The following is a 12,590-nucleotide window of genomic DNA, read 5'->3' as shown; positions in this document are numbered from 1 at the left end:
CATGCCGCTGCTGATTAAGGCTGAACAACTCACGAGCCGAGCAATTAGAAAACAAACCACAGGGGGTAAACCTCGCCTATTGGATTTGTCTAAGCGCTTTGTGCCAGTGACCAAGGATAAAACCTTTTTGGGTCGAATCTTTGATTTCGGTCGCAGCCTTGGCGGTTTTATCAGTGGCGCGATCAACCTAATCCGCAATATTGCCGTTAGTGCTACTGGGATCTTTGGCTGGTTATTGGCACGAGTCGAACAGCTTAAACAGTTCGACTGGAACGCATCCGACGCTGAACTTAGGCAGCAAATGAAGGGGCAAAACGTCCAACTAGCGGCAATCTGGGGAACTGCACTAGGAAACGCTACTGGGTGGTTGGTGGGTGTGGGTGTGGGCTATGGGGTGAGTTTCTTGTGTCCCGTTATTGGTGGAGCTGCACTAGCTCGCACTGTTGCGACCGCTGCTGGAACTGAGGCGCTAGAAGAAATCACCGCTGGTATTGGTGGAGCACTCAGAGCCACCGCTGGGATTATGGCTAACAGAGCTGTGACGTGGGGCTATATCAATTACAGGCGCTTACTAAAGCGAGTCCCTAAGCCAATCCTAGAGAGGCTGTATGGCAAGTCAGGCGCTAACTTCATCAAGAACACTTGGGGCAATGAAGGTGAGCCGATCATCAGTTTCAACTCGGAAATGGATGAATTTGTTGAAAGCATCCAATCTGAAACGACTCGCGCCTTTGTCGAAAACTTTCTAGAGGAGAGCTGGGAGGGATTCACTGAAGCTGGTTTCATCGTGGCTGCTGAGATTGACAACGCCTACGCTCAATCGAAACAAGCCAACAGCGAAGCCCTAGGACAAACCCGGATAGTTGAGCTGACACCAGACAAGAACAACAAGGAAGAAAAAATTTTGCTGGTAGCTGAGGAGAAGTTAATCAGACCTCAAATCATCAGCACTCTAAGCCAGCATCGTCTGTTACACAACCGGGACGTAGGCCAATGGGTAGGCAGTCCCGTAGATGATTCGATCAGGGCAAAATTCCTAAATCGCAAGATAGAGATCGTCTTTCGAGCTAAGGAATCACCTCCTTACTACATGCCAGGGGGTAAGCGTTGCAAAGTTGTTACTTGCTCAATCCCAGACACTAAACCAGGAGTCACCTGGAAAGACATTAAAGCTGCTGCTTCGCCCTATATGTGGGGGTCTTACTTATTAGTCGCAAAGTTGGACAATGGGAGGCAAATGCAAATTCATGGCGCGACTAAGCAAGCGGCACAGAAAAAACTGGAGCAATTGCTGAAACTCTCTACAGCCAAAGTTCTTAAGCTTACTGGCTCTAATGAAGTGTTGGTTAATCCTCGCAACAAAAAACCAGCCACAAAGGTATATCCGTCTTTTGCCAGCCTGCTCATTCGAGCCAAGTCAAGTGATCAGGAAGGGCGAACCAACATGCAAGGCCAGGTCTTTGATGAGAAGTTGATCAAGTTTGACCTCTACACCAAGGAACCACCAGAGGGCCTCCCAAGTTTCAACCAAATCTAAACTATGCCGCTTAGAAATCCGCTCAGAATCACGATCACAATTGGCTCACCTGGAGCCGAAGAAGTGTTAACCGTTATAGATGGAGAAGACGATATGCCCCAAAATTGGCAACTACGAAGCAACGATTACACCGCTCAGAATCGCGATCGCGTAATTGCAGATGTTACCGCTGCTGGCTTTGAACTGAAGTTGCCACCAGGCGCGAGGTATGGCGATGAAGTAGAAGTCTTGATTGATGGGACTAACCCGCTAACCATCAACCCCAACGGCGCAAAGGTTAACGGCGCTGTTGCACCGTTGGCTGTGACGAGCGATCGCGCCAAACTTGAGATCGTTTATAAAGACGATGCAAGAGGCTGGCTTGTAGGAGCTGGATCAACTGCTGGCACTGGCGGGGGAGGAACTGAACCAACGCCAACGCCAACACCAACACCAACGCCTTCATCTTTACTTACAGGCTTATCGGCATTCTGGAAGCTAGGCGATCTGAAGGACGAAGCGAACAACTCAAACTTAATAAATAGTGGTGTTACTTTCGCCAATGGTGAAGCTAGCTTTAACGGTTCGAGCTTTCTCTATACTCCTAACGCTGTAGGGCTTCAAGCTAGTACTGAATTGACGATCGCTTTCATGGCAAAAATCGCGCCATCTGGCTATTGTGCTCTCTTCTCGAAGTGGGAGTCTAACGGTACTAAGACAGATTATTTAATTGATTTTTACGGGACAACAGTTCAATTAAATATTGCTAAAAGCGATAACTCGGCTGGTACAACTATTGCTGCATCTGTTGGGACTCTAGATAATTATCATTTGATAGTTGCAAAAATCACCCCAAACTCTATATCGCTTAGAGTGGACAATGGTACTCCTGTCACTTCTCAAATCACTGCATCTTGCAGAGTGACAGATTGCGATCTAACTTTAGGCTCTTTTGGAGGCACTAGAGATCACAAAGTTTCGGCTGGTACTTTATATAAGTTCGCTGGAGTGTGGAAAAGAGTGTTAACCGATGAAGAGGAAACTAAGCTCTGGAATAATGGCAGCGGTCTAGAGCATCCTTTCTCCTAATTGACTTAATTGCTCGTGACGCAACTACTCATCAAAGGTTCACACAATGCCACAACCTGCTTCTAAACCTTGGTTGCCCTCACTCCAGTCAAGACAAATATTCTATTTAGCAAGAGAGAACCAACAGCTCAAAAAACAAATTAAAGAGCTAGACAAGCGGCTTAAAGAAGTTGAGTGCTGGCTTGATTCAGAAGACTCCTACAGGAGAGAGCAACTAGAGCGCTCTTAATTGCGCGCTACGCAATACATCAACGAAGGAATGCGGGTTCCAGGCTCCAAAAACATCCAGGATTACGCTTGTAGTATGGATGTTTTTGAATTTTTAAGGCCAAAATTAGTCCAGCCTGTTGTAGTACAGGTAGATTGAACCTGAATCAAGAAAATCTTTGTTACTTAGTTTAGTGTTGCTTACATCCGCTGACCGCAATCATTAGCTGTCAGAAGTTCACCTATCACAAGCGCTTGAAATGCCGTGTCTTGAAGATCACCAATATCTCTGGGATGGCAGTTCCCCAGCATGGTGTTTGCTGGAGATAAAATCTTGGGCTGAGGGTGAAAAAAGTTTTATCATTTTTAATTCTCAAAACCCTATTGAGTCCCCAGCTATCAACTGGCGTTATGGGCTTGCCGTACAAAGCAAAATGATTGAAGCAGGGGTGCGAATCATTTCACTAAATGAAAAGCTAGAAGATCCTCTCAGAGAGTACTGTAGGCAGGCAGGCTGGAGCGAAGAAACGATTCGTGGAACGTTCGACTATTTAATCGAGCGGTGGGAAGTATTCGTCAAAAAGGTAATTTCAGGCACTTACCGAGGACGCGATGATTATCTATACGATTTAGGATTTAAGGAATATTTAGAGCAGCTTATCGAGTTTGCTGGTGATGCTGCTCTTTCTGGAATCAAAGAGCGAACTTATCAGCTGGATGTTGAGTTGAAATCTATGCTTCAACCTTCTTCAGTGGGTTCTATTTGGGGAGCAGAGTTTACTAACAAAACTTATTCACGAGAGAAGCACTGGTATTACTTTATGTTACCTACTTATACTGCTGAGGCATGGGAGAAGGAAGTTCGCGCTATACGAGAGGAAGGGCCTGCCTAGAAGCTCAACAAAAATGTAGCTAGTTTGAACGCCCTCCTCTCTACTTAATCAGTGCGATCGCTTTTACGCGCACAATTGAGATACTGTTGATATCTCAGCTATTGAGAATACTTGAAATCCCTACCATCACTAGCTCACAAGCTAAAAATTCCTGCCTTGGGGTAGTAGGGTTCCTTCTTGAAAATGAGAGGGATCTCTGCTTATATCTAGGCAAAGTTTAGGCAAGATTGTAGAGTGAATCGCTAAACCTTATATAGATAGAGAGATTTGAGTTTTACTTCTGGGGACTCATAAGCCCAAGGTCGCAGGTTCAAATCCCGCCTGAGCCATTCTAGAAAAGTTCAAATTAAGGCAAATTTTTCTTTGTACTAAAGCGATCGCTTCTAGCAATAAGCTGGCGATCGCTTTAGACCTTGATGCTGTTCAGCTGCTGCGCTTATTCCTGTTTAGGTTAACAGTTTCTACAGTCCGCAGCACCAAATCAAGACGTTTACGCTGCTTTAGCCACTCTCTGCAAGCATCTTTGGCTAGCTGAATCTCTTCCTCCGTCAAAGTCTCGTCTGAGGGGGCAGAAACTAAAATATTGGCTACTTTTGCGGCTTTGTAAAAAGGAACTCCATGCTTGACTAGTTCGGTATGGAATAACTCTTCTTTTTGCTTAGGAGATATTAAAAGCTTTTCCTGCATGATCGTTTAACAACAGGGAATAAATTAGTTTGAATTTGCATTGTTTTATCGCCCATAACCTTACGGCGCTTCTATAACTGCTTACATCTACCTCTGGAAGGGTCACAGAGCCTCACTCAGCTGTGAATCAGTGGAGACTAGCCATCAACGCTGAAACCAAGCCGTTAAGGCCACTGCTAGACCGTCTGCCGCATCATCGGGTCTAGGGATGGCATCTAAGTTAAGTTCCCGTGCCACGGCTTGCTGTACCTCTTGCTTGTCGGCTCCACCGTATCCCGTTAAAGCCTGCTTGATCTGAGCTGGAGTAAATTCCACGAAAGGTACTTTGTGCTGCGCTAGGACTAACATCAACACGCCACGGGCTTGAGCAACGGCGATCGTGTTGCCCATGCGGTAGAAAAACAGCTTTTCGATCGCCACTAGATCGGGTTGCCATTCGTCTAGCAGCGTATGCAGGTCGTCATAAATGGTGCAGAGGCGATCGCCCATTTCTGTATGAGCTGGAGTTTGGATCACCCCAAAATCAAGCAGGGTAGGAGCGTGGTTACCCTCGTCCCTACCCAAAATAATGCCAAAGCCTAGGATCGCCAATCCGGGGTCTAAGCCTAGGACACGTTTTTCCATTGTCGTTTAGCGAGCCTCTAGTTTAGCGAGCTCTGGCTCCAGTGCCGTTAGTCGCAGCCACCGCCTCAGTTTCTGCTTCTTCTAAGCCGAATACGCGATTAAACACTTTTTCCACTTTGTAGCCAGAATCAATGGATTCTAGAGGGTCTTTGCGGAGGCGGTGACGCAGACAAAGGGTGACAACTCGGCGAATGTCATCAACAGTGACTTCGGTGCGACCTTCCAGAGCTGCGATCGCTTTGGCAGCCCGATTGGTCACAATATCGCCCCGGAGCCCATCTACATCTAACTCAGAGCAAACCTGAGAGATATTCACGCGCAGATCGTAGTCCATGCTGACAGATTTGAGGCGTTCTTGCGCTCCCACTAAACGCTCTTGCAGCTCATCCTGCTGCGCCTGATACTGCTCTAGGAAAGCTTGAGGGTTTTGGTCAAACTCAGTGCGTTGCTCGACGATTTGCACCCGTAGAGATGGCTCTTTGACAGTGCGAATCTCCGCGTGCATCCCGAAGCGGTCGAGCAGTTGGGGACGGAGTTCGCCTTCTTCTGGGTTTCCGGAACCAACCAAGACGAAACGAGCTGGGTGCCGAATCGAAATACCTTCCCGCTCAACTGTGTTCCAACCAGAGGCCGCAGAGTCGAGGAGCACGTCTACCAAGTGGTCATCCAGTAGGTTGACTTCATCCACATACAGGATGCCTCGGTTTGCCTTGGCTAACAGGCCAGGTTCAAATGCTTTTACCCCTTCTGACAATGCTTTTTCGATGTCGATCGTGCCACAAACTCGGTCTTCAGTCGCACCAAGCGGCAAGTCAACCATGATGACTTTTTTCTGGGCAACTTTAACACCACCTTGCTGCTCTACCAGTTGTTTGACGGCATCGCTCATCAGCTCCGGATCGGTGGGGTGGCTGTTGAAGGGGTCGTCTGCTACTACTTCAATTTCGGGTAGCAGGTCAGCCAAGGCACGAATGGTGGTGGATTTACCTGTGCCGCGATCGCCCATGATCATGACACCGCCAATCTTAGGGTCAATTACGTTCAGCAGCAGGGCCAGTTTCATTTCCTCCTGACCCACAATGGCTGTGAAGGGAAACACCAGGCGGCGAGTAGCTGATTTTGAATTTGGGCTAGCTTGGGCAGTCAGACTCACAGGATTACCTAGATCTTAAGAATATTTGATGACTGTCTCTCATTTTGCCATACAGCCTAGAGCTAAATGCACTCCCAGCACTCGTATCAAGTTTCTAGCGCTTTAAGATCCCGCAAAACCTCACCAGCAGATTGGTATCGCTCGTTGAAGTAGTAGCAGACCATGCGATCCAAAACCGCCGCGAATTGATCGCTAACTTCAGTAAACTCTCGCCAAATCACAGTGCCCGTTTCAGGATTCGGTGACAGTTGGTAAGGAAAGAACCCCGTTAGGGCTTGAATGGCGATCATTCCCAACGCATAAACATCGCTGCTGAGACCAGGGTATCCAGCTAGCTGCTCTGGGGGAGCATAACCACGAGTACCGATCGCAACAGTAAATCCTTCTTCTTGGGCGCTCTGGCGGGAAGCACTATAGTCTTGGGGCTGCATTTGTTTCACAGCTCCAAAATCAATTAACACTAGTTGTTGATCGAATTGACGACGCATGATGTTGCTGGGCTTGAGGTCCCGATGAATCACATGACGTTCGTGCAGAAATGCTAAGACTTCTAAGATGGGCCTGAGTAACTCTACAACTTGAGCTTCTGACAACCGCTTGCCGGCAGGTAACTCCTCGCTGAGAGGGTGCCCCGCTATAAATTCCTCTACTAAGTAAAACTCAGCGTTTTCCTCAAATGAAGCTAACAGCTGCGGAATTTGATCATGTTTCCCTAGCTTTTCCAAAATTTCAGCTTCAGTTTTAAACAAGCGTCTGGCAGTTTGCAAAAAACGCGCATCACTCCGAGCTGGCACTAAATGCTTCACCACACACAGCGGATTACCGGGCCGCTGAGTATCTTGAGCTAAATAGGTCAAGCTAAACCCCCCGGATGCCAGGACGCGATCAATTTTGTAGCGCCGACTCAACAGGAAGCGAGGGCGATCGCTGATTGGGTCTTCAACATCATTAGCGACATGCTGATCTGAATAAGTGCGGGTATTAATGGCCTCAGTTGCATCATTAGACTTGGTGCTACTAGTGGGCACCTGGGTGGTGACACTCCGCTTGGTACTCTGGGTCGGGATTAAGGTGGTGTCACCACTTGCAGCACTGGTCGGAGCGCTAGTTAAAGCAATGGTTGGATCCCCACTTAACAAGGTTTGCAACAGGGCAATCGTTTTTTCTTGGTCTTCAACTTGTTCAGCGATCGTTTTACGCTCTTGATACGCCTGATAAGCAAAGTAAGAAACCAAGCTACCCGCTGTAGTAAGTAGGGCGATCGCAGGCGGTACAAAGGGAATCCAAGCAGACTGGGTAAACCAGCCATAGCAAACCAGATATAAGCCCCCAACAGCAGCAACTCCCATCAAGCCGAGATAGACCGGATGCCGAACTCGCCAAGCTAACAAAGCCCCTACTGCCGACCAACCCCAAATCCACAACCCTTCAGCCCACTCAGGCCAAAACCAAACTAGCGATCGCTGGCCCAACGCAGCACTGATAAACTGACTGACCATGTGAGCATGAATCAGCACTCCTGGCATTTCTGGGTTGCCCTGCTCAATCGCGCTGTAGGGAGTAGGAAACAAATCTTTGATACTAGGGGCTGTGGTTCCGATCAAGATAATTTTGTCTTTGATCCAGGCTGGATTCACTTGACGCTGCAATACCTGCGTCAATGTCACTTGACGAGCCACTCGCTGGTTCGAGTGATAGCTCAATAAGACTTGGTACCCGCCAGCATCACCGTTGATGTAACCACCGGAATTTGGTTGTAACGGCGTAAACACAGCCTCACCCCAGCGAACTGCCTGGTAACTTTTCCAGGGCTGTTGCGGGGTAATTCCTCGGGGGGCCAAATACTTTGATGCCAGCCGCAACGACAAAGAAGCAAATTCAGCGTTATCAGTTTCTCCGAAGAGAAAATTGCGCCGAATCACGTTGTCAGAGTCGAAGACAATATCGTTAAATCCCACCCGCTCACTTGGCACACCCGACGGAGCCTTAGTCTTGTTGTTGGCTGTGTCCCCCAAGGTCGAGATTGTGACTACATTTGGTGCTTGTAGTTGTTGTAGCAAGGATGTGCGCCCCGGTGGCTGGGGAATTTCCCGCAGGATATCTAAGCCAATGGCCGCGGGCTGGTAACGCTGGAGTTCAGCTAACGCTTGAGCGATCGCCTGATCCGAGATTGGCCACCTATTTTGAGCTTGAATATCTGATTCGGTAATGGCAACTACAAGTAAGCGAGGGTCAGGTCCCAAATCAGGTTGCAGTTGCACCAAGCGATCGTAAGCCGCTAACTCCAGCAGTTGCCATCCTCCCACTTGCCGCACCCCCAGCACCAAACCTGTGACAATCACGCTCGTCACTAGAGCGGGTTGAGTCACCATCGGTATCAGCTTGCGCCAGCGTTCTAAATTAGGCCGTGTAAAACGGATTTGATGCGCCAGTTTAGAGATCACAGAGGTCAGCCATTGGCTAGAGCATTAACAAGCAGACTTTTACCAAACTCTAACAGCTCTACATGACTAACCCAGCCTAGCTAAGCAATCGAATCACTGCCACTCGTTTAAAATGCGCTTATTCCGTCCAGAGACACGATTTAGATCATGACAAGTCAACTTCCCATTCCGGTTGTTGTTAACGGGGCTGCGGGAAAAATGGGCCGCGAAGTCGTCAAGGCTGTCGCCCAAGCACCTGATCTGACCCTGATTGGGGCTGTCGATCGCAATCCCAAATACATAGGTGAAGACGTAGGGGAAGTGGCTGGATGCGGCCCTTTAGAAGTGCCAATCCTTAACGACTTTGAGCCAGTCCTAGCGATGGCTGGGCAAGAGAAGCAGCTAGGAGTGATGGTCGATTTCACTCACCCAGACGGTGTGTATGACAACGTGAGAGCTGCGATCGCCTATGGTGTTCGTCCCGTTGTCGGCACGACTGGCTTAAGCCCCCAGCAGATTCAAGAATTAGCCGAATTTGCTGACAAAGCCAGTACAGGTTGTCTCATCATTCCTAATTTCTCCATTGGTATGGTGCTGCTGCAACAGGCCGCAATCCAAGCTTCCCAGCACTTCGACCATGTCGAAATCATTGAACTACACCACAACCAAAAAGCAGATGCTCCAAGCGGAACAGCGCTACAAACAGCGCAAATGCTAGCCGAGCTAGGTAAAAGCTTTAACCCAGCAACGGTTGAGGAAACTGAAAAAATACCAGGAGCCAAAGGAGCTTTAGCCGATGAAGGAATTCGTATTCATAGTGTGCGTTTACCCGGTTTAATTGCTCATCAAGAAGTCATTTTTGGCGCAGCCGGGCAAATTTATACCCTGCGGCATGACACGAGCGATCGCGCTTGCTACATGCCCGGAGTCTTGCTTTCAATTCGCAAAGTGATTCAGCTAAAGTCGCTGGTCTATGGCTTAGAAAAAATCCTTTAGACCCAGCAAAATTGCCAAAAAAAATTGCCTGACCCTACAAGCCCCCAGGGTCAGGCAATTCACCTGTAAAGACGCTTTCCTAACCAGAAAAACCAAACAAATTTAGTTGCCCCCTACTTGTTTAGTCTTTCTGAACGCCTTATTCAGAATTAAATTCATTCTGTTACTTTTGCTCTATAAAAACTTCGAGGCAACTACGCAACTTTTAGACAGTAAAGATTGAATTTTCTGTGCTCAAATCCGTAGAATTACTCTCCTCTTATTTAAAGTTAAACTCATAAACAGAGGAACACAAAGAAATGAAGCGACCTGACAACCACTAGGGCAGTGCCTTTGAGCAAACTGCTAATCTATAGCCAATAATCTATAGTCAAGTCTAGCACTAGTAAATAAAGCGTTGTGAGTTCGAGTTACCGCCAAAGTTCCTTCCCTTAAAAACTTCACAATGTTAGGCTCATAATATTAAAGCGATCGCCCACAAAGTATTGCCAACTCAAGAGTATATAAACTTGTACTAATGCTAGTTCCATTGACTCGTGAGAAATTCGAACAACTGGTTCCCCTCGTTGCCACTTTTCCTCAGTACAAATATCACTGGGGAAAAGTCTCTGACTTCTTAAAGCGACTTCTCATCTCTGTTGTGGGAGGGGTAGTTGTCACCATTGCCTACTCCGTTCTTGGAGAAGGCAGCGCAGGTGGACTCATCCTCTTTTTCCTAGGAGTTGCAACCAGTCTCTATTGGCTCTGGGCTCCTGTTTTCTGGGCTACCCTCCGAAACCTAGAAGCTCGCAAACCACGCCATAGCGGTTTTTGGCAAGGCCGTGTCTTAGATGCCTACGTCAGCGAAGAACTGATCGGAACAGAAGAAACCGTGAATAAGCGGGGAGAGTTGGTCCTCGTAGAAAACCGCGAACGACGGCTGAACTTAGAAGTAGGCGACGAAAGCGGATTTAGAATTCCCGTCCAAGTGCCGCTGCGTCGGGAGCATAAAGCCATTCGCCCAGACCAAGTCGCTCATATGGTGGTAATGTCGCATTTGCCAGATCTGAGTCGCATTGCCAAAATCTCTGACATTTACATTCCTAGCCAGAATATTTGGGTGAGCGACTACCCACAAGTGCAGCGGGATAATTTCTTGGAAGTTAGCCGACGACTAAGCTCTCAGCCTAAGCCTCGCAAATCCCCGCGTCGCCGCGCTGCAATGGACATGTAAGTCGCTGAGCCCATCTCTAAACTCAACCCATACCAGGGCTGTCTTGACCGTAGGCTTTCCAAGCCAAATCTACTAAGCCATTCATAATTGCAGCGGCGACGACAGCGCTCCCTTTACGTCCCTCAATGCGAATATGGGGCACCAATGAATCCTGTAAGCGGTGTTTTGCAACTTCAATATCGACAAATCCAGAGGGCGTGCCTACCACTAGGGCGGGGCGAATTTCTTCTGCCTCAATTAAGTCCACAATGACCGATAAGGCAGTTTGGGCTTGACCAATCACGAAAATGCCTTCTGGATAGCGACGTGCCAGGGTTTCAATGCCCCAAGCAGCGCGAGTTTTATCTCTTTGAGGCCGAGTCAAAGCATCCATGCTGCAATATACCGGATTGGCAAAGGTGTTTTGGATATTTGAAGTAATACCAACTTGTACCATCGGCACATCTACCACAATAGTGCTGCGGGCTGCTAAAGCTGCGGCTCCCGCTTGTAGTGCCTGCTCAGAAAAGCGAATCAAGGATTTGTACTCAAAATCAGCAGTGGCATAAATCACTCGACGCACAATTTCATATTCAGCCGGGGAAAACGTGTGTTCACCCATTTCTCGGTCAATGATTCCTAAACTCTGAGCGTCCGTAATATGCCACTCCATGCCTAACTTGTCCCTCAAATGCGTGCTTGGGGTTTGAGATAGTTATACACTCCTAAGCAGTCATACAGCGTAATTGCTATAGGACTGCTTGCACTTTAGGCGATCGCGTTGGTTCTATCCTCAGCGGATTGAAATTCAGTCTTGAGGAAATTTTGCCTGCATTCAAGTTACCACTGGTTAACTTTCAGGGGCGGAAGACTGAGTAAACATTGGTGAAAGATAAGCCACTAAAGCTCCTAGCATAAATCCCACCACGTTTCGAAACAGAGGTAGCCATTCTGAGGTGCGTGTCACAACCGGACCAACGCCAAAAGCAATAAATAAAATTCCCCACAGAGGCGAGAAAATTAAAGCCCATTGCCAAGCAAACACTTGGCCTTCCTTACGAGGATGAGCGGCAAAGCCGAAGATCACGCCGCCAACCAGTGAAGTAATTAGAGTAAGAATCCACTGTTCTTGAGGCAAACCGGGCACCACTTGGCACCCACCTTTACGTAAGCAGGTTTTGACGGACTCTAAGGCTTGAATGATGGCTTGGTCTTCACCATTTTCGCGCACAAAGAATTGGTTACCATAGCGGGTTTGCAGTTCAATCCAGAACGTGCGTGGCATCAACTCATAAAAGGCATCCCCTACACTAAAGTTGAGGATATTACCGCCCCGCGCATCCGCGACTAGCAGCAGACTTTTTTCATCTAGGCCCCAAAAGTCTTTCACCGCTCGTCCTGGAGTTTGATCAAATTGAGTCAAAACTCGAAGTTTCCAGCCTGTTTCTGCTTCAAAGGTTTCTAAATCTTTGGCCAAGGATTCTTCTTGAATACCCGTAAGATTTTTTGCTAGATCAATGACCGTCGTTGGTTCACTGGGCAGCAGTTGTGGGTTTTCGTAGGCTTGGGCTGCTGGTGCGATCGCCCACATTGACAACGCTAAGCAGAAGGCAGCAAGGAAAGTAAAAAGCCGTCGCGGAGAAAGGTATGGCATTGGCAACGCTAGATTAAATCTAATAAGTGGATGCTATGGGTGACGCTAAAAATGGACAGCGCTCACCTATTTATCTTTACACTTGTTTACTTTAATTTAATCTTACGGACTGAGAGCGGAAGCCGTCAATTGCCATGGTTCGATCAAAATTTGGTG

Annotated in this window: 11 protein-coding genes; 5 read left to right on the top strand and 6 right to left on the bottom strand. The window is 47.9% G+C overall.

Annotation, left to right across the window (positions count from 1 at the left end; translation table 11 throughout):
- Position 1: 1 nt before the first annotated feature.
- The 3 genes from NDA01_RS03565 to NDA01_RS03555 all read left to right on the top strand — a co-directional run bounded on the left by NDA01_RS03565 (position 2) and on the right by NDA01_RS03555 (position 3,705).
- Positions 2-1,537: a hypothetical protein gene (locus NDA01_RS03565; RefSeq protein WP_348226880.1), complete on the top strand. Its 1,536-nt coding sequence runs from the start codon at positions 2-4 to the stop codon at positions 1,535-1,537.
- A 3-nt stretch (positions 1,538-1,540) separates the two neighbouring features.
- Positions 1,541-2,605: a hypothetical protein gene (locus NDA01_RS03560; RefSeq protein WP_348226879.1), complete on the top strand. Its 1,065-nt coding sequence runs from the start codon at positions 1,541-1,543 to the stop codon at positions 2,603-2,605.
- Positions 2,606-3,129: 524 nt separating this feature from the next.
- Positions 3,130-3,705 carry a hypothetical protein gene (locus NDA01_RS03555; protein ID WP_348226878.1) on the top strand — a complete coding sequence of 192 codons (576 nt, stop codon included), beginning with the start codon at positions 3,130-3,132 and terminating at the stop codon, positions 3,703-3,705.
- A 423-nt stretch (positions 3,706-4,128) separates the two neighbouring features.
- Here NDA01_RS03555 and NDA01_RS03550 read toward each other — a convergent pair whose 3' ends face one another.
- The 4 genes from NDA01_RS03550 to NDA01_RS03535 form a co-directional block, all read right to left on the bottom strand.
- Complete coding sequence (locus tag NDA01_RS03550; protein WP_190433439.1) at positions 4,129-4,392, bottom strand: hypothetical protein; 264 nt, start codon at positions 4,390-4,392, stop codon at positions 4,129-4,131.
- A 144-nt stretch (positions 4,393-4,536) separates the two neighbouring features.
- Positions 4,537-5,016: a crossover junction endodeoxyribonuclease RuvC gene (ruvC, locus tag NDA01_RS03545; protein WP_190563092.1), complete on the bottom strand. Its 480-nt coding sequence runs from the start codon at positions 5,014-5,016 to the stop codon at positions 4,537-4,539.
- 22 nt (positions 5,017-5,038) lie between these two features.
- On the bottom strand, positions 5,039-6,169 hold the full coding sequence (bchI, locus tag NDA01_RS03540) for a magnesium chelatase ATPase subunit I (protein ID WP_190433441.1): 1,131 nt from the start codon (positions 6,167-6,169) through the stop codon (positions 5,039-5,041).
- Positions 6,170-6,255: 86 nt separating this feature from the next.
- On the bottom strand, positions 6,256-8,613 hold the full coding sequence (locus NDA01_RS03535) for a CHASE2 domain-containing protein (protein ID WP_348226877.1): 2,358 nt from the start codon (positions 8,611-8,613) through the stop codon (positions 6,256-6,258).
- 147 nt (positions 8,614-8,760) lie between these two features.
- Here NDA01_RS03535 and dapB point away from each other — a divergent pair, with 147 nt between their 5' ends.
- Positions 8,761-9,588: a 4-hydroxy-tetrahydrodipicolinate reductase gene (gene dapB, locus NDA01_RS03530; protein WP_190433442.1), complete on the top strand. Its 828-nt coding sequence runs from the start codon at positions 8,761-8,763 to the stop codon at positions 9,586-9,588.
- Positions 9,589-10,105: 517 nt separating this feature from the next.
- Positions 10,106-10,801 (top strand): DUF8619 family protein, encoded by a 696-nt coding sequence (locus NDA01_RS03525; RefSeq protein ID WP_190554875.1) that lies wholly within the window; start codon positions 10,106-10,108, stop codon positions 10,799-10,801.
- A 22-nt stretch (positions 10,802-10,823) separates the two neighbouring features.
- On the opposite strand, the gene NDA01_RS03520 is transcribed toward NDA01_RS03525, so the two are convergent.
- Together NDA01_RS03520 and NDA01_RS03515 are read right to left on the bottom strand one after the other, a co-directional pair.
- Positions 10,824-11,453 carry a precorrin-8X methylmutase gene (locus NDA01_RS03520; RefSeq protein WP_190433444.1) on the bottom strand — a complete coding sequence of 210 codons (630 nt, stop codon included), beginning with the start codon at positions 11,451-11,453 and terminating at the stop codon, positions 10,824-10,826.
- Positions 11,454-11,630: 177 nt separating this feature from the next.
- Positions 11,631-12,434: a TPM domain-containing protein gene (locus NDA01_RS03515; RefSeq protein ID WP_348226876.1), complete on the bottom strand. Its 804-nt coding sequence runs from the start codon at positions 12,432-12,434 to the stop codon at positions 11,631-11,633.
- Positions 12,435-12,590 lie beyond the last annotated feature (156 nt).

Origin of the sequence: Trichocoleus desertorum AS-A10 (genome assembly GCF_039962155.1) — a bacterium.
Classification (GTDB): domain Bacteria; phylum Cyanobacteriota; class Cyanobacteriia; order FACHB-46; family FACHB-46; genus Trichocoleus.
This window is presented reverse-complemented; position numbering and strand designations above follow the sequence as displayed.